The organism is Chloroflexota bacterium (genome assembly GCA_034717495.1).
Taxonomy (GTDB): domain Bacteria; phylum Chloroflexota; class Anaerolineae; order JAAEKA01; family JAAEKA01; genus JAYELL01.
In genome coordinates this window covers 125621-143866 of the sequence record JAYELL010000076.1, presented here as the reverse complement: position 1 = coordinate 143866, position 18246 = coordinate 125621, and the positions used below count along the sequence as shown (strand labels likewise).

14 protein-coding genes are annotated in these 18246 nt (G+C 56.7%); 6 read left to right on the top strand and 8 right to left on the bottom strand.

All coding sequences use genetic code 11. The features are described from left to right. The first annotated feature begins 334 nt into the window (after nucleotides 1–334). The 3 genes from uvsE to U9R25_14445 are packed head-to-tail and all read left to right on the top strand — an operon-like array spanning nucleotide 335 to nucleotide 2668. Nucleotides 335–1294: a UV DNA damage repair endonuclease UvsE gene (uvsE, locus tag U9R25_14455; GenBank protein ID MEA3337108.1), complete on the top strand. Its 960-nt coding sequence runs from the start codon at nucleotides 335–337 to the stop codon at nucleotides 1292–1294. A gap of 21 nt (nucleotides 1295–1315) precedes the next feature. Continuing rightward, a complete protein-coding gene (locus U9R25_14450; GenBank protein MEA3337107.1) occupies nucleotides 1316–2077 on the top strand; it encodes a hypothetical protein in 762 nt (253 codons plus the stop codon). Between the two features lie 60 nt (nucleotides 2078–2137). After that, nucleotides 2138–2668, top strand: a complete 531-nt coding sequence (locus U9R25_14445) for a 2'-5' RNA ligase family protein (protein MEA3337106.1) — start codon at nucleotides 2138–2140, stop codon at nucleotides 2666–2668. Nucleotides 2669–2747: 79 nt separating this feature from the next. Here U9R25_14445 and U9R25_14440 read toward each other — a convergent pair whose 3' ends face one another. From U9R25_14440 to U9R25_14415, 6 genes are read right to left on the bottom strand one after another with little or no spacing between them, the layout of a single operon-like run. Further along, nucleotides 2748–3962: an acetate kinase gene (locus U9R25_14440; GenBank protein ID MEA3337105.1), complete on the bottom strand. Its 1215-nt coding sequence runs from the start codon at nucleotides 3960–3962 to the stop codon at nucleotides 2748–2750. A gap of 3 nt (nucleotides 3963–3965) precedes the next feature. Then, on the bottom strand, nucleotides 3966–6077 hold the full coding sequence (gene pta / locus U9R25_14435) for a phosphate acetyltransferase (protein MEA3337104.1): 2112 nt from the start codon (nucleotides 6075–6077) through the stop codon (nucleotides 3966–3968). Continuing rightward, the gene (pgi, locus tag U9R25_14430; protein ID MEA3337103.1) at nucleotides 6070–7722 is read right to left on the bottom strand and encodes a glucose-6-phosphate isomerase; all 1653 of its coding nucleotides are present in this window, start codon (nucleotides 7720–7722) and stop codon (nucleotides 6070–6072) included. Before pgi ends, pta begins: the two co-directional genes overlap by 8 nt. Before the next feature lie 46 nt (nucleotides 7723–7768). Next, the gene (locus tag U9R25_14425) at nucleotides 7769–10012 is read right to left on the bottom strand and encodes a 6-phosphofructokinase (GenBank protein ID MEA3337102.1); all 2244 of its coding nucleotides are present in this window, start codon (nucleotides 10010–10012) and stop codon (nucleotides 7769–7771) included. Between the two features lie 25 nt (nucleotides 10013–10037). Then, the gene (locus tag U9R25_14420; GenBank protein MEA3337101.1) at nucleotides 10038–10790 is read right to left on the bottom strand and encodes a ParA family protein; all 753 of its coding nucleotides are present in this window, start codon (nucleotides 10788–10790) and stop codon (nucleotides 10038–10040) included. Beyond that, on the bottom strand, nucleotides 10787–12340 hold the full coding sequence (locus tag U9R25_14415) for a CHAD domain-containing protein (GenBank protein ID MEA3337100.1): 1554 nt from the start codon (nucleotides 12338–12340) through the stop codon (nucleotides 10787–10789). Before U9R25_14415 ends, U9R25_14420 begins: the two co-directional genes overlap by 4 nt. 482 nt (nucleotides 12341–12822) lie before the next feature. Between U9R25_14415 and U9R25_14410 the strand changes: the two genes are divergently transcribed. Further along, nucleotides 12823–13809 carry a TGS domain-containing protein gene (locus U9R25_14410; protein ID MEA3337099.1) on the top strand — a complete coding sequence of 329 codons (987 nt, stop codon included), beginning with the start codon at nucleotides 12823–12825 and terminating at the stop codon, nucleotides 13807–13809. Here U9R25_14410 and U9R25_14405 read toward each other — a convergent pair. Together U9R25_14405 and U9R25_14400 are read right to left on the bottom strand one after the other, a co-directional pair. Beyond that, a complete protein-coding gene (locus U9R25_14405; protein MEA3337098.1) occupies nucleotides 13806–14726 on the bottom strand; it encodes an esterase in 921 nt (306 codons plus the stop codon). The genes U9R25_14410 and U9R25_14405 overlap by 4 nt on opposite strands. A 25-nt stretch (nucleotides 14727–14751) precedes the next feature. Continuing rightward, nucleotides 14752–15858 carry a transporter substrate-binding domain-containing protein gene (locus U9R25_14400; protein MEA3337097.1) on the bottom strand — a complete coding sequence of 369 codons (1107 nt, stop codon included), beginning with the start codon at nucleotides 15856–15858 and terminating at the stop codon, nucleotides 14752–14754. A gap of 326 nt (nucleotides 15859–16184) precedes the next feature. Between U9R25_14400 and U9R25_14395 the strand changes: the two genes are divergently transcribed. Then, nucleotides 16185–17306, top strand: coding sequence for an aminoglycoside phosphotransferase family protein (locus U9R25_14395; protein ID MEA3337096.1), 1122 nt, complete (start codon nucleotides 16185–16187; stop codon nucleotides 17304–17306). Nucleotides 17307–17406: 100 nt separating this feature from the next. Further along, complete coding sequence (locus U9R25_14390; GenBank protein MEA3337095.1) at nucleotides 17407–18243, top strand: hypothetical protein; 837 nt, start codon at nucleotides 17407–17409, stop codon at nucleotides 18241–18243. The last annotated feature ends 3 nt before the right edge of the window (nucleotides 18244–18246 follow it).

The following is an 18246-nucleotide window of genomic DNA, read 5'->3' as shown; positions in this document are numbered from 1 at the left end:
TGAAAGCGGTCCGCCGTCCGTTGTCTGTGGTCCTCTGAAAGCCGTCCGCCGTCTGCGGTCTTCTGAAAGCGGTCCGCGGTCCGCCGTCTGCGGTCTTCTGAAAGCCGTCCGCCGTCTGCGGTCTTCTGAAAGCCGTCCGCCGTCTGCGGTCTTCTGAAAGCCGTCCGCCGTCTGTTGTCTGTGGTCCTCTGAAAGCGGTCCGCGGTCCGCCGTCTGCGGTCTTCTGAAAGCCGTCCGCCGTCTGCGGTCTTCTGAAAGCCGTCGATTGCCAATCTTTCCAGCGTCTGGTAGAATGTCAGCGTCGCATTCTCCGCACATGATCAAGAGTCATCACATGCGCTTGGGATTTCTTGTCAAAATACTGGGACAGGGTGGGCTAAAAGAGCACGATAGCCGGCGTTGGCAAAACGAGCCTCACTTGAGCGTGAGCCTGGTCTACCTGCGCGATATCTTTGAATACCTGCGGCTCAAACAGATCAGGATGTATCGCATGTCCTCAGATCTGGCACCCTACCTGACTCATCCTGATCTGCCTCAGTTCCATGACCAAATCGACGAATGCCTGAATGAATTGGAGGAGGTGGGAGAGTTGGCGCGGGTTCAGGGCCTTCGCCTTTCCTTTCACCCATCCCTGCATGTGGTGATCAATTCAGCCGACGATGCCCTGGTGGCCAAAAGCGCAGCCGATCTGAGCGTTCAAGCTCGTTTGTTGGATGCCATGGGTCTGGGTGTAGAGGCAGTGATAGTGATCCACGTCGGCGGTGTTTACGGCAATGCCGCCGCCGCCCGGGAGCGTTTCGTGCGCAATCTCGTACGTTTGCCTGAAGCGACTCGCCGCCGGCTGGTGCTGGAGAACGACGACGGCCGCTTTTGTGTCGAGGATACTGTCTGGATCCACCAGCGGACCGGGATCCGGCTTGTTTTCGATAACTTGCATCATCTCATTCACAATCCTGAACGGGTCCCGACAGCTGAGGCTCTGGCCATGTGTCTCGGTACCTGGCCACCGGACGTGCGTCCCAAGATCCATTTCAGTTCACCGCGGACTGAAATGCGGGTGAATGAGCAACGGGATCCTGAGACAGGCCGCCGCACCCAGGTCTTGCAGGAGCCCATATGGACCCGGCACGCCGATTTCGTGAATCCCTTTGAGTTCATCGCGTTGATGCAACAAGCGGCCAGTCTACGTCCGTTCGATGTGATGTTGGAGATCAAGGCCAAGGATCTGGCACTGTTGCGTCTGCGCAGGGACCTGGCCCGATTTGCGCCTGATTTGGCAGGTGCAATCTTTTAACAACCGTTTGGGGGAAACAATATGAACAGCTACGAGCAGGATGCCCGCGTTCTGGTGGTCGTAATGACTAACCTGGGCGATTTCGATATAGCACAGCGTCAGGGTTGGTATCGCATACCACTGAAACGCGCGCCTCGCCGGGTAGCCGCCGACTACCTGGCGTTCTACCAGACCAGTGTTTTTGGCGATGAGGCCTGGGCTGTGAGATACTATGCGCCAGTGCAGCGCTTTCGTATCGTTCACCGGTACCAGTTGCTGCCTGAAGAGTCCCAACACCCGAGGGCGAAAGACCGTTACTACAAGGTGGAGATCGGTCCCTTGCTCCGCCTGTCACAGGCCATTCCCAGCCGGCGTCTCAGACGGGTTACCTTTATTCCGACTACGTTGAGCAAGCTGTTGACTGCCCGGGAGATCAATGATCTTTGGTGGCGGGACCGGCCCGAAGAACGACTTTGGACGGCCTTGCGCGAGGCTGGGTTGATGGTGGAGTATCGCTTCCAGCTGGGCGATCAGGTTCTGGATTTTGCCCTATTCTGCCAGGATGGCCGGATCGCCATTCTCTGTGAGGAAGATGGTCAGCCGTGCGCCGATCTGAAAGAAGTCGCGGCAGAGGCATACGAGCTTGAATCGCATGCCGAACCAGAGATACTGGCTCAACCAACATCAATCCATTGGCACTGGTTGGCTTTCAGCCGGCATCAACTTGAGCGGGAGCTTCCGGCCTGCGTCGGGGCTGTGTTGGCGCTGGTAAATCGCCTGGGAGGACAGCTAAACCCAGGATAAAGGAATTCGACGGTGTGGCGCGGGAGGTAACACCATATTCAACTTTGTGGAGGCAAGGGTATGCACGGCATCGTCTCACTGCTCGATGAACGGCACGAAAAGGAAGTAGAGAATCTCTGGGCGGAATTGGCCGAACGATTTGATATCCACGGCATCTATCAAACGCCTTTTCCCCATTTCAGCTATCAGGTCGCCGAATCCTATGACCTGGACGCGCTGGAGGCTGTGTTGGAACGCTTCGCCAGCAATGCCGGTGGCTTCAACATTAGCGCCTCCGGTCTGGGTGTGTTCACCGGACCAGGGCCGGTTCTTTATGTCCCGGTTGTACGCACACGGGAATTGGCACGGTTACACCGCTTGCTGTGGCCAGAGCTGTCAGAGGTGGCAACGGGCACTTCGGATTACTACCATCCGCGCAATTGGATGCCCCACATTACGCTGGCCAACAATGATCTGACGCCGGAAAAGCTGGCAGTCGCCGCGGGCTGGTTGGGTGATCGCAACCTGAACTGGGAGATTCCCATCAACAATCTGGCCCTGATCCACGACACGGGTGATGTACACGAACTGAAATTCATCTTCGAATGGTAGCGGAGAGAAAGAAAGAAGGCATCCCGGCTGGTTTCACTGGCAGGGACGCCTTCCTTATGTTGTGAATGCAGGTTCTATTTCAGCCAGAGTTCTCCTGGAGTACCTCCAGGGTTTGTCGGGCAATCTCCAATTCCTCGTTGGTCGGGATCGCCAGGACCTTGATGGGGCTGTCGTTGGCCTGGAGTTCGGTGATCTCCCGGGCGAGGATATCGTTCTTATCGGCGTCGAGGATCACACCCAGTCCTTCCAGGCCCTGACAGACATGCCAGCGGACGTAGGGACTGTTCTCACCCACGCCGGCAGTGAAAACGATGGCATCCACGTGGCCCAGAGCTGCCATGTAAGCGCCGATATACTTTTTGATGCGGTAGGTATAGACGTCCAGGGCAAGTTGTGCTTGATCATCACCCTCGGCTTGCCGGTCCTCGATATCCCGCAGGTCGTTGTTTCCTGTGAGGCCGATCATGCCACTCTGTTTATTGAGCAGACGGTCGATTTCCGGGAAGCTCATGGCCAGTTTTGTTCCCAGGAAGAATAACACGGCGGGATCGAGATCCCCACTGCGGGTTCCCATCACCAGGCCAGCCAGCGGACTGAATCCCATGGAGGTGTCCACCGATTTCCCGCCGCGCACGGCGGTGATGCTGGCGCCATTGCCCAGATGGGCAGTGATCAGATTGATCTCATCGAGCGGTTTGCCCAGGTATTGGCTGGCCTGTTTCGTGACATACAGATGGGAAGTGCCATGGAAACCATAGACGCGAATGCCATGATCATCGTAGAGATAGTTGGGAATGGCATAACGGTAAGCAGCTGCCGGCATCGATTGGTGAAAGGCGGTGTCGAAGACAGCTACCTGCGTCGCATCGGGGAACAGTTCGCTAGCCACCTCGATTCCCTGCAGATTGGGCGGGTTGTGCAGGGGGGCGAAGGGAGCCAGAGTCCGCACCGCTTCTATCAAGTCATCGTCGATCACGGTCGGCTGACTGTAGCGCTCGCCGCCGTGCACGACCCGGTGACCAATGGCTGTGATGTCGGCAGCCGAAGCGAGCACGCCTATCTGGTCGTCCAGGAGCAATTCAGTTACCAGTTTCAAGCCCTGGCGGTGATCTTCGATCACCAGGTCTCGGGTGAGTTGACGCGATTTACCGTCAATGACGGCCTGATGTTTGATGCGGCTACTATCTTCGCCGATGCGTTCGACCAGGCCTGTAGCCAATGCCTGCTGCTCCCCGGCATCGAAGAGACTGTATTTGATCGATGAGCTTCCTGAGTTTATTACCAGAATTTTCATGTTCTATTCGTTGTTCTGAGCCTGGACCGCGGTAATGGCCACGGTGTTGATAACATCCTCAACCGTGCAGCCACGGCTAAGGTCGTTGACCGGTTTTTTCAACCCCTGCAGCACGGGACCAATGGCGATCGCACCCGTTTCCCGCTGTACCGCCTTATAGGTGTTGTTACCCGTATTGAGATCGGGGAAGATAAAGACGGTGGCCTGTCCAGCCACCCGGGAGCCGGGCATCTTTTTGGCTGCAACACCAGGATCGACCGCAGCATCGTATTGGACAGGACCCTCGATGGGCAGATCGGGTCGTCGTTCCTGGGCGATCCTGGTGGCTTCCCGTACCCGCTCTACATCCTCTCCCTTGCCAGATTCACCGGAGGAGTAGGAGAGCATGGCCACCTTGGGCTCGATTCCAAAAGCCTGGGCTGTGTCGGCCGACGAGATGGCGATCTCGGCTAACTCTTCGGCAGTGGGATTGGGGTTGATCGCGCAGTCTCCGTAGACCAGCACCTTGTCATCCAGCGCCATGAAAAAGACCGAGGAAACCACGCTGTAACCTGGCTTGGTTTTCACGAACTGCAAGGCAGGTCGGATGGTGTGCATGGTGGTGTGGACCGCTCCCGAGACCATGCCGTCGGCATGTCCCTTGTAGACCATCATGGTACCGAAATAAGAGACGTCGGTCATCAGGTCTTGCGCCAGTTCCAGGGTCATGCCCTTGTGTTTGCGAAGATCTGCCAGTGTCTGGGTGTAATCATCGAAATGGGGAGAGGATTTTGGGTCGACGATATGCAGGTAGTTGGGGTCGATCTGCAGGCTGTAGCGTGTCATCTCGTGGAGAATCAGTTCCGATTTACCCAGCAGAGTCAGTTCAGCGATGCCCCGGTTTATTAGAACCTCGGCAGCCCGCAGGATTCGCTCGTCGTCCCCCTCAGGCAGTACGATATGTTGTTTGTCCGATCGTGCCTGGTAGACGAGGTTGTACAGGAACATCCTGGGCGTAATGCCGTGGGGTTTGATCTCGCTGATCATCTCTTCGAGGGCAGTGGTATCAACGAATTCCTCGAAGATATCCAGGCTGGTTGCAATCTTGGCAGCATTGTCGGCTGTGATATAGGAGCGGACATTGCTGATCGCAGCTGCTGTATCGTAGGTGTCTGTTTCCACGGAGATGATGGGCACCATGTTCGGCAAACCTTCCAGCAAACGGTCCACCGAGGCGGCGGGAGTGAGTCCGCCGGTCAATACCATGCCGGCGATACGGGGGTAGTTACGCGAGCGGTGGGCTTGCATCGCGCTCAGGATCACATCGCTGCGATCGCCCGGTGTTATCAGCAGCGCGTTCTTGGTCAGATGGTCAAGGTAATTGTGGATCTGCATGGCAATGATCAGGTTGCGCAGGGCAAGGTTGTCCAGTTTATCCTGCCCGTACAGTACCTTACCGTCCAGATGATCCACGATCTCTTCCAGAGTCGGACTGCTGAGCGTCACATCTTCGGGAATCACCGCCAGCAGCAGGTCCTCATCGGGCATTTCTTCCTTGAGCGCCAACCTGATCTGGTCAACCTGGTTGATGTCGGCTCTGTTGACGACAGCACCCAGTACATCGACACCGCGCTCTTGCAGCGCGTCCACCGAGACCTGGACCGTGTTGGCGATGCCTTCGGCGTTGCCGTTTTCGCCGCTCGACTGACCTCTGGTAACCACCAGTGCCGTGGCACCGAGGTTCTTGGCGATATCGGCGTTGTAGTCGAACTCCAGGTGAGCACCGCTCCGCTCGAAGTCCGATCCGATGACCAGAACGAAATCATATTGCTCATCCAGGGCCTTGTATTTTTCGATGACGTGGTCCAGCACTTCATCGTAGCGGCCCTGGCTGATGAGTTCGGTTGCCTCGTTCCACGTGTAGGCGTAGGTGTCCCCGTAATCCTGATCCAGGTTGAAGTATTCCAGCAGCAATTCGATGTTTTTGTCGCGGCCTTCTTTGGGATCCGTGCCGATCACCGGTCGGAAAATGCCCACCCGGTTGGTCATTCGCAGTAGATGGTCGGTAATTCCCAATGAGACCAGCGATTTACCCGAGTATGGTTCGGTGGTTGTGAGATAGATGGCGTTAGTCATTGCTCTTCCTCAGTTGTTTGAAGGCGTTGATAAGCCCATTGGTGGACGAGTCATGGGATGCGATCGGGGTGTCTCCTGCCAGTTCCGGCAGGATAGCCCTGGCCAGTTGTTTGCCCAGTTCCACCCCCATCTGGTCGAAGGAGTTGATATTCCAGATAGCGCCCTGGGTAAAGATCTTGTGTTCGTACAGGGCTATGAGCGATCCAAGGGTCCCGGGTGTCAGTTTTTTGAAGAGGAACGAACTGGAGGGTCGATTTCCCTCGAAGGTTTTGGCCGGCACGAGAAGTTCCAGTTCCTCGCCGGCAACCCCCTGGCTCTCCAGTTCCGCGCGCACCTCGTCAGCTGTCTTTCCTCTCATCAGCGCCTCGGTTTGAGCCAGGAAATTCGAGAGCAGAATATCGTGGTGTTCGCCAATGGGGTTTTGCGACTGGGCCGGCACCAGGAAATCACAGGGAATCAGCTTGGTGCCCTGGTGAATGAGCTGATAAAAGGCATGCTGTCCATTGGTGCCCGGTTGTCCCCAGATGATGGGGCCGGTTGTGTAGTCCACATGCTTGCCCTGTTTGTCCACGCTTTTGCCATTGCTCTCCATGTCACCCTGCTGGAAGTACATGGGGAAACAGGCCATATACTGGTCATAAGGAAGGATGGCCTGGGATTGAGCGCCAAAGAAGTTATTGTACCAGAGTCCCAGCAAGCCCATGGTTGCCGGAATGTTCTCTTTCAGAGGTGCTGTCCGGAAATGCTCGTCAACTACAAATGCCCCGTCCAGCAGTTCCTCGAAACGATCCATGCCGATGGCCAGCGCGATCGATAGCCCAATGGCCGACCAGAGGGAATAGCGCCCACCAACCCAATCCCAGAATTCGAACATGTTGTCCGGATCGATGCCGAACTCGACAACTTTCTCGCGGTTCGTCGAGAGCGCCACGAAGTGTTTTGCCACAGCCGTCTCATCCCCGGCTGTGGCCAGGAGCCATGTCCGCGCTGTGTGGGCATTGGTCATGGTTTCCTGGGTGGTGAAGGTTTTTGACGCAACCAGAAAGAGGGTCGTCTGTGGATCGAGGGGCTTCAGGGTCTCCGCGATATCGGTGCCGTCGACGTTGGATACAAAATGGAAATGCAGATCGGGCTTGATGTAAGGAGTCAGCGCGTTTACAACCATCTTGGGCCCCAGGTCAGAACCACCGATTCCGATGTTGACAACATCGGTGATGGCTTGTCCGGAAAAGCCTTGCCATTCTCCGGAACGAACACTTTGCGAAAACCGGCGCATCTTTTCGAGAACCCGGTTGACTTCAGGCATCACATCGTTGCCATCGACCAGGATCGGCCGGTTGCTGCGATTGCGCAGGGCGATATGCAAGACGGCGCGGTTTTCCGTGTTGTTGATCTTCGCTCCGTTGAACATGGCATCGATCCTGGCAGGAAGGGCCTCCTGATTGGCCAGATCGACCAGAAGCGCCAGGGTCTCTGCGGTGATTCGGTTCTTTGAAAAGTCGAACAGGATGTCGTCAATGGTCGATGTGAAACGATCGAAGCGCTGCGGGTCCGCGGCGAAGAGGTCTCGCATAGGCACATCGGCCATTTCCTGGTAGTGATTGCTAAGCGCCTGCCAGGCAGGGGAGCCGGTCAATTCAGACATGGGTTATTCCCTTGCATTCTCCGGGTCAAAGCTGGATATGCTGATCTCAATAGTCGAAATTCGGATAGGCCATCGTCTTGGCGATGGGTCGCAAACTGAGCCACCATTCTCTCTTGGGTCGCTCGTGCAGATGGTCCATGAGCGGCGGTAGGTCAGCCAGGTCGATTAACACCGCCCTGCCTCGTTGCAGGCCAATGGCAGTAGCCCTGGGATCATTTCGGCTGGCTTGCTCGATGAGGAATTCGACGCAGCTGGACGCCAGGCGAGTCGCCTGAATGCGATCAAAGGGTGAAGGATTGCCTCCCTGCTGTACATGTCCCAGAATTGCCTGGCGAACATCGAACAGATCGCCACCCTCTTTTTCAAAGAGGGCACACATAAAATCGGTGGTGTACAGGGGATCGACCTTCTCATTGCGGATCATCAAGCCCAACCGTTTGCCGTGCTCGAAGCCCTCGATCAACAGGTTTACATCATGCTGAAGATCGGCTAAGGTGACACCCTCCTCTGGCAAATAGACCTTTTCGGCGCCAGTGGAGATTCCGCTCATCAGTGCCAGGTAGCCGCAATAGCGACCCATAACCTCGACAACGAAGCAGCGCCGCGATGCCACCGCCGACTGCTTGATTTTGTCCACATCGAAAGCAATGCTGTTGAGGGCGGTGTCGGCCCCGATACTCAGCTGGGATGCGGGCAGGTTGTTATCGATGGATGCCGGAAAACAGATCATTGGAATATCGAAGGCAGGATAGGAGTCGCGTAAAACCTGCATATCGCAGCAGGCTTGATAGCCCGTCCATCCGCCGATCATGAGCAGTCCATCGATCCGATATTGCTCAAGGTGCCGGGCGATGGCCTCAAAGTCGTCGGCTCGCGGTCTGCGCCGATTGGTGCCCAACTCGGCGCCTCCTCGGGATACCCAACCGGAGACCGTCATCCAATCCATCTCCTGGATATCGCCCTCGATCAAGCCCTCGAAACCATTCCTGATGCCGAATACCTTGTGTCCTTTGTCGATTCCCAGGCGGACAGCAACTCTCACAGCAGTGTTCATGCCGGGCGCGGGACCACCCGCGTGCATCACCGCCAGGCGCAACGCCTTCTGGCCAGGCGCCGGATCACTGGGTTGGGCGCTCGCCAGGGTATAGAAGGTTCTGATCTCCTCAGCGAAGCTGCCGCCGCGCATAAAAACGGCTTTTTCATAGTCGCCGGCTGCAATCAGTTTTGCCACCTGATGGGTTTGAGCGACACACTCCATCAAGGGAGAGCGGATAACCTGATGTTGCTGGATGCCAATCAACACGGGTTCCCGGTCCGGGTCGGCGGTCAATACTTCATCCACCGCGTGATAGCCAAGGATCGTGCCCATGACGCGGTCGAAGGCGTTGGTCTTTCCTCCCCGTTGGATATGGCCCAGGACAGTGATACGCGTGTCCTTGGCCAACCGGTCTTCCAGTACTTCTTTGACATATTCGCTGGTGATTGGTCGTCCCTGGCGGTCGCGGGCGCCCTCGGCGACAATGACAATACTGTGCCGGCGCCCCATCTCCCGGCTGGCCTCCATGTTGTCACACATCACATCTTCCCAGTTGGCTTGTTCGGGCGGGTATTCGGGAATGAAGACCCAGTTGGCGCCGGTGGCAATAGCAGACATCAAGGCCAGATATCCACAATGGCGACCCATCACCTCGATGACGAAAGCCCGCCGGTGGCTGGCCGCGGTGCTGGAGATAGCGTCCACTGCTTCGGCGATGCGGTGCAGGGCGGAGTCCGCCCCGATGGTCATGTCTGTGCCGAACATGTCGTTGTCGATGGAACCGACCATGCCTGCCAATATCAGGCGGGGGTGTGCATCGGCCAAGGCCGACTCGATCTCTCCCAGCTCAACCAGCTCTGACAACAGTTCGGGCCATTCCTGGCACAGGAGATTGGCCCCGGTCAGGCTGCCATCACCCCCGATGACGATCAACCTGTCGATGCTGTGGGAAATGAGATTCTTGACAGCGCTTCGGCGTCCCTCGCGTCCGCGGAATTGCTCGCAACGGGCCGTGCCGATCACGGTGCCACTTTGATGCAAAATACCGCCGACAGACTCCCAGGTCATCCTTCGGAAGTAGTCACCCCCCTCCACCATGCCCTGGTATCCTTCGTAGATCGCGAAAACATCAATGCCGCGGTTCAGCCCCGTTCGAACGACAGCCCTGACAGCGGCATTCATCCCCTGCGAATCGCCGCCACTGGTGATGACCGCGATGCTTTTTCCTGTGTGCTCGGATGCTCCCTGGTTCACCTTGTACCTCCCACCTCGTGCCAGGTCAAGCCTGGCCCAACAGCTTTTCTTCAATCTCGGCCCAGAGATCGCGATATGCCTGGGCGGCCTTGCTGCGACCTGCGAAGACAGGCACTGGTTCCCGTCGGATCCCCATGCGCTCGACCACGGATGCGAAAGGAATGATGCTTTCGAGCACACCATCGATCTCTTCGGCGATAGACTCCGATAGCTCCCGATGCATTTTTTTGCGGCGGTCTACCATGGAACGGAAGCAGGTGACGTCGACGGTATCGCGCTTCCGGCTATCCATAAATTGCATCAGCTGTTCATGGGTTCGAACCGATAGTGTCGTCGGTATCAGCGGCACCAGCAGGTGGTCAGAAGCGGCAATAATGTTCTCCGCGACGACATTGATAGTTGGCGGGCTGTCCAGCACGATCAGGTCGTACTCATCCTGCAACGGATCAAGCACCCTCGATAGACGCCCCAGAGAATCTTTTCGGGAAGCAAACGAGATATCCAGGTTCCTGTGCGTGAAATCGGCTGGCAAAAGATCCAGGTTGTCGTAATCAGTGCCCTTGATGCTCTTGTCGATGGGCTTGCCACCCTTGCTCAGACCGCGGGCGCTCGCCTTCAGGCGTGGTTTCACCCGAAAGTAGAAGGTTGCCGAACTCTGAGGATCCAGGTCGCAGATCAAGGTGCGTTTTCCTGACTGCGCCGCAAGATACGCAAGATTGACAGCGGCAGCGGTTTTCCCGACGCCTCCTTTGTTGCTGTAAAGGGCCAGGACCGTCATGAGGCGCCCTTCCCGTAAAGCTCCTTGAAGCGGCTCCTGTTCGGGGGAGACGCGAAGGCAGCGAAGGTGCCGGCGAAATTCTTTTTTTCTTTTCGCTGGCGTTGGTCCAGCGTGGCAATCAGACTGCCAATTGCCAGGACCGCCCGACGTGAGTTGACACTGGAAACAGGCATCTCCTCGGCGATCCAAAGAAGGAAATCCTGTTGCACTGAGAGGTCGTTGAAGTCTCCCAGGTTGTCCTGCAGGCGTTTCAACTGCTGGACGAGCTTTCTGTGCCCCTTCGCCGGAAAAAGACTGGCGAAGAACTCCATGAGATAACGAAGCTTTTTGCAGTCTATTCGAAGAGCGTGAAGCCACTCGTCCGGTGGGTTCTCGTGCTGCAGAATACGATCGCCCTCCTTGACGACGCGTCTGTAGCGCCTGTAAATGCTCTCCCGGGCGAGATCTGCCACGCGGCGTCCGGCGTTGGGGGCATCCGGGCAATCCATTGCTTCCTGGTTCAAAAAGGCATCCCAATCCCGCAGGATTTTCTGCGATTTTTGCGAAGCAAGGCCGTTGGCAACTTCCGTCAACACGTGGGCTCGTCGGCTGTGAAGGAAGTCGAAAACGGGATCGATATCGTTCTCCATCGATGAGGGCAGCATCGCTCGATAAACATCTTCCTTCAGCAGGTACACATCGAGATCGCGCAAGAGATTGCTCAGATCACCGAAGTAGCGAAAATCCTCCTTAAATCGTTCTGTTTCGGCGACCGGGAAGACCGCCTTGATCTGGCTCAACGCTGTACGCGTTCGCCGGACCGACACGCGAAAGTCGTGTAGAAATTCGGTGTCGATATCCTGAGCAATGTAGGGTAAGTTGATCTCGAGGTTCTCCAGCAGCGCACGCATGATCGTGCGTGTCGCGTCGCCGGATCGGTTGTCGGGGCCGAGTTTAACCGCCAACCTGGCGCTGTAGCTGCCCGGTTCCAGGTTGTTTGCGCGCAGTATTGCAGCATAGCTTTCCTCCGCCTGGCGAGTCTCCAGGCCAAGATCGTCGAGGAATTGGGCAACGGTCCGGGCCTCGCGATCATAGCCCCGGACCGGCTGCAACATGACGCGCACGTCAGCCTGTGTTATTCCCTCTTCGGCAGCGACAGCGTCCTCGCAGATGGTTAGCCGAACCACAGTCTTTTCGTCTTCGTTGAGCACGCGGAAGCAGGTGGACCGGGTTTCTCCCCCGACAAGCGCCATGAGGGCCCGCATATCAATGATGGGAGTCAGTTGCTCGTGCAGGGCTCCGTTGGGAAAATCCCAGGCGAAGGGAAACTGTTGGCTCGACGATGCCGCAGCGTAATCCCGACTGCCTGCCAGATCGCGCAGGAAAAAGTCATCCGCCACCCGAACCAGCTTCAATGAACGGTGGAAGAGGCGCCAGTCGAAAGTGTCGTAGAGGCTCCACTGCGCGAGAGATGGCTTCTCTACGAGCAGATCGAAACGTTCCCGCAGATCCTGGAACAGCTGGTCCCGGTCGTATTCGGTTGGCAAGCTGAAGTATTGCACGTTGTTCATCGGGCTGTGACGCTCCTGATCGATGCCTGCCAAACGGATGGGTTCGACTTCGCCCCTCGACACGCCGAAAGGCGGACCTGTCGGACAGCTCGGGGCACCGCTCACCACAAGCTTCTTGTCGAACTTGATACCGTAAGCGCCTGAGGCAGACCAAATCGCCTACCCTATGTCATAGGATACCCCGGGTCCCAACTGGTGTCAAAATGGAAAGCTCTGTGTGCCCGCCGTTTCAAACCAGATAATCTCGAAGAATCCATTTTTCCGATCAAGACTTGCACAGAACAGCGAGTCAGCGTAAAATTCAGGGTAATCTGGCACGAGTGTCGTGCTTGCCAGAGTCGGATGTGGTCCGTTGCGACAGGCTAGATCCAGATGGCTAACCAGCATTCTGCAGTTACTCTACTACGTCAGCCTGGCGCAGCGCCGCTCGTAAACACTGTCGCCTCTGCGCCTCAGGCTGGAGATGACTGCCCAGCATCATCATGCCTACCAATCTTCCTGCGGAATATTACGAGGCCGAAGAGCACTATAAAGCTGCTCAGACCCCCGAGGCGAAGATAACAACCCTCGAGGATCTCATCAGCACGATCCCCAAACACAAGGGCACCGATAAGCTCAGAGCCGATCTGCGCAAACGGCTTTCCAAGCTGAAGTCGGCCGCTCAGGGCAAAAAAGGGGTCAGTAAGCAGGTTTCCGCCTTTGTGGTGGAAAAGGAGGGGGCGAGTCAAGTTGCCATCATCGGCGCGCCCAACGTCGGTAAATCCTCGCTGGTGGCCGCGCTGACCAATGCCTCGCCGCACATTTCCCCCTCTCCCTATACGACCTGGACTCCTTCGCCTGGCATGATGCTCGTCGATAATGTACAGATTCAACTGGTCGATACGCCGCCGGTCACCGGGGATTTTGTCGAGGCCGACCTGTGGAATCTTATCAGGAACGCCGACCTCTTGCTGGTCGTCGTCGATCTTCAGGCTTATCCCATCGAACAGTTCCAGGATACCATCGCGTTGTTGCAGGAACGAAAGATCGTTTCGGAGCACCAGCGCGACCGGGTGGACAACCCGCGAGGGGTTGTGTTCAAACCGATGGTTGTGGTCGTCAATAAATGTGATGATGCCAACGGGACCGGGGATTGCGAGGTGCTTCGCGAACTGCTGGGGGACGAGTGGCACTTTGCACCTGTCTCTACGCAGGTTGAAGCGAGTCTTGAGACATTGAAGCAGGTCATTTATGACCGGCTGGAGCTCATGCGGGTCTACTCGAAGCCACCGGGAAAGGATCCTGATTTCACGGCACCCTTTGTGTTAACGCGGGGCGGGACTGTCGAAGAGTTTGCTGCCCAGGTACACAAGGATTTCGTTGAGGGCCTCAAGTCGGCCCGGGTATGGGGCGAAGGGGTTTTCGATGGACAGATGGTAGGCCGGGACCATGTGCTGCATGAGGGAGATGTGGTAGAGCTTCGGATTTAGCGGGCGAAAGCCTGGAAGGGGTTGAGTTGAGTCAGTTGATTCAGCTCTGATTCGCTGATGCCAGCCTGCAGCAGCTGGGGAAACAACTCGATGTTTAGGTAGGTGTACGGGAGAGGCGTACCACCGCCCGGCAGGGCCGGATCGTACCAGCCCCGGTCGTGGCTGAGCAACAACTGGTCAGCCAACCCCGCATCAGATATCTGCTGAACAAGTCGAACGCAGTCCTGGTCGCCGAAGTGCTCGCTGCCGATGGCATCGTATTCGAGCCAGCAGCCCCGGCGACCCATCTCCAGATGAAGATCGAAATCGGGCTCAGCCTGGGTGTGGATCCAGATAAAACGGTCCGGCCGGTAGCCTGCCTGTTCGATGATATCCAGTTGTTCGCGCACTACCCGCCCGCGGATGGTGTGGCTGCCGATGACGGCATTGGTCGCCATCCCCGCCGCGGCCGCGGCCCGCAGGACCTTGGTTTCGCAATCGGTTAAGCCATCATCACCAGCGCTGATCTTGATCCAAGCCGCCTGTACACCGCTGTTCTGGATCTCCCCCTGTAGCTCTTCGATCATCCAATCCCGCAGTTTTTCTTCAGAGGCGGCGTGAACCCAGTTGGGAATCCAGGGTTCCCGGTAAACGCCAGTGGGGACGACGATTGGCAGACCTGTTGCCTCCGATACGACCCTGTCGATATCGGCGCGCCGGCCCACGCCCACCGTGCTGCATTCGACGATCGTCGTGATCCCGACTGCCTGGGCCCGGGCAATCTCGGGTGCCATTAGCTCGATGACTTCGGCGGGTTCGGCCTCAGCGTAACCGGGTTGATCCCAGGTACGCAGGTCCACGAAGATGTGTTCGTGGGGCAGGATCATGCCCAATTCACTGGCATTTCTGGGGCCCAAAGTTGTGATCAGTTTGCTCATGATTGAGTTCCTGTTGAAGACTGGACTAGGATTGCGTCTCATTGCCAAACCACTTGGCTTTAAGTGTGTTGTAGGTGCCATTCTCCATGAGTCGAAGCAGGGACCGGTTGATCGTCTCCCGCAAGGGGTGGCCGTCGGGTACGATGATGCCATAATTTTCCCTTTCGAACACAGGGCCGGTTACATGGAACTGGTTGCCAGCTTCCGTCGTGGCAAAGTATTGTAGTACAGGGGCATCGAATACCACGGCATCGGTCTCTCCCTGTTCCAGCAGCAGGTAAGCATCTTCGACGGTTGCCACTCGCGAATGGGAAAGCGAGTTATCCTCCAGCCAGCTGGCCGCTGTGCTGCCCTGAACGGTTGCTACGCGCTTTCCATACAGGTCTTCAGGACCCTGAATGGCTCCCTGCAGTCTCTCGACGGCCATTTGCGCGGCGACATTGGCGGTGAAATTGGCGATGATAAAAAGGCCGGCAAACATCCAGGCTATTCCCAACAATCTGCCCAACTTCCCGATGGGAGTCTTGTCACCATAGCCTACGGTGGTCACTGTGACGGCTGCCCACCAGAAGCCTTCCCAGACGCCTGGCCAGTAGGCGCTGGGGAACTCGGGGTTCTTGTTGCGCTCCATCAACCAGATCAGGTGGGCTGCGATTATCATGAGCAGAATGAGAGCGCCTACAGCTTTCAGCAAATCTGGTGAGAGCAGTGCCCCAAGGCTATCGGTGAGAAGGTTGCCTTCACTTTCTCCCACCAGGATCTGAAGGCCGGAATTGTAGTAGGGAAGGGAGTAATCGATCGACCTCTCCCGCTCTTCGGTCATGCTGATGGCAGCCATGCCCACCTGAGCCGGACCCTCGGTAACGCTATCAAGCTGATCGGTGACCGACTCGACCACAAGATAGTCGTAGTCGATCCCGGCATTTTCGGCAATGGCTTGCCAGAGATCAATGCTAAACCCGCTCAGGCCCTCAGGCTCTATGAAAACGAATGGTTCGATTGATTTCGTCGCGACCTGGATAGGTTCAGGTTCCTGGTAAGGGAATTCAGCCGACGCATTGGTCGGCAATATCGCCATGGCTGCAATGAAGATAATGATGAGAATTATCAAATGTCCTGATTGTTTTTTCACTGGTTTCACCTCACGAAAGTTGGACCTGGCATGGAAATCGTCGGATTCCCGGGACGAGAAGATTCCCCGAGATTCACCGGGTGTCATTCTACCCAGGAGGTAGCATTGTGGCAAGTGGCAATTGGATCAAACGTGGCGCATAATTCACTTCAAGAGGGGGCGTTCAAGGTGACCGGCGGGGATTCCGGAAAGTGTCGCCCTTGTGTTATAATCGCTGAACATCTCCCAGGGGGAAAGCCGGCCCCAAATGGTGGAGGAAGGATCATCATCACGCAGAGGGGCAGTCAAGGCAAACCCCGTTCCGCACCACAGAATAGACTCTCCAAATGACAGCCGACCTACCTGAAATCGTCGCTCATTTTCGCTTTGAGGGCGATCTGACAGACGGCCTTCCCTATGGATTTGGCCATATCAACGATACCTACGCCGTCGGGTTCCGCCAGGCTGATGGCAGTTATCGCCGCTATATCCTGCAACGGATCAACCAGCAGGTCTTTCGCGATCCCGATGCCATCATGGAAAATATGGTGCAGGTTACCCGGCATCTGCGAACCAGGATCATCTCTGACGGGGGTGACCCTGAACGGGAGACGCTCAATCTGGTGCCGACGGTGTGCGACAATTCTCACTACGTCACACCCGGGAACGATTATTGGCGGGCCTTCCAGTTCATCGAAGGGGCTCGATCCTATGAACAGGTGGAGAATCCCAGGCATGTTACCTGTGCCGCCCGGGCATTTGGCACCTTTCAGTCGTTGCTCAGCGACTTTCCTGTGGCCCAGCTCCACGAGACGATTCCCGATTTCCACAACACCCCGAAACGCTACGAGGCTTTCAGCGAAGCGGTCTCTCTGGACCCCGGGAACCGGGCAGTCTCTGTACAAAGAGAAATCGAATTTGTGAGGCGTCGGCAAGAGGAGATGCCGGTATTGGTGGATCTTCTCGAGGCGGGGAGCTTGCCGGCACGCGTGACCCACAATGACACCAAGTTCAACAATGTGATGATCGACGATCTGACCGGCGAAGCCGTTTGCGTCATTGACCTGGACACCGTCATGCCAGGGCTTGCCCTGTACGATTTTGGCGATGCGGTGCGGTCGGCGGCCAATACTGCGGCCGAAGATGAACCAGATCTCTCCAGAGTGGCGTTTGATCTGGCGATCTACGAGCGTATTGTCGAGGGTTTTCTGGACACTGCAGGTGATTTTCTGATCCCTTTGGAAATCGAGTACCTTCCCTTTGCAGCCAGGCTGCTCACGCTTGAATGTGGTATGCGCTTTCTGGCCGACTACCTCCTGGGCGATGTCTACTTCAAGGTGCAACATCCGGAACAGAACCTGGATCGCTGCCGTACGCAGTTCAAGATGATCCAGGGCATGGAAGCTAACGCGGATCTGATGATCGACCTGGTTGCAGCGTACGATGGCAGACTTCCAATAATCCCCTGATTTCTCCCATAGCTCTAAACTTCATTTGCTGCATTGAAGCGCTCCATGTTATAATCAATTAGAACTTATGTTCTAAAAAAGATTGTACCGGAGCTTCTTCTTGAGCAAAAAACGCAAGCTTGTGGCAAGGAAGAGGCGCCTGGATGCAGCCGTTCAGGCCATCCAGCAGAAGTGGGGTACCCAGGCGATTCACAAGGGAAAGTCTTCAGTTGCTGACTCCGCTGTTCCCTGCCTGCCCACCGGGCTGCTCTCGCTCGATCGCATTCTCTCAACCAGCGGCAACTCTGGGACTGACGTTCAGGAGGCCCGGCACCAGGGTGGACTGCCTCTTGGTCACATTTCGGAGATGATCGGGCAACCGACGTCGGGTAAACGTACCCTTGCCCTGCGTGTTCTGGCTCATACCCAACGGCGCCATCCCTGCGTTTATATCGACCTGGCTCAGACCTTCGATCCTGCCTATGCGGCTGCCTGCAAGGTCGATTTATCGCGTCTGTCGATCGCCACGCCGGCCAATCCCCGCCAGGCACTTAACCTGATTGGCGATCTGACTGCCGGCGGACATTTTGCCCTGATCGTCTTCGACTCGACGGCTGAACTGTTGACGGAGGCGATGCCAGAGTCGGCAACTGCGGCCATGTTACGCCGTTTGCTTCAGACCCTGCACGGCAAACACTGCGTGCTGCTTTTTTTGACGACCCCCTTTTTCGGCGAGGCCGATTCAGCCCACAACTATCCCGCCGGGTTCAACCTGGCTCAGGCTGCCGCATTGCGTTTGCTGATCGATCGTGATCGCTGGCTGCGCCGCCGAGATGGAAACATTCAGGGCTATGAAGCTCAGGTGAAGGTGTTGCGCCATCGCTGGGGCAGAGTCGGCAGGCAAACGTCCGTTCAGATTACCTTCAACGGCGTACACGTTCAGAGCCCCGACGATTGAGAT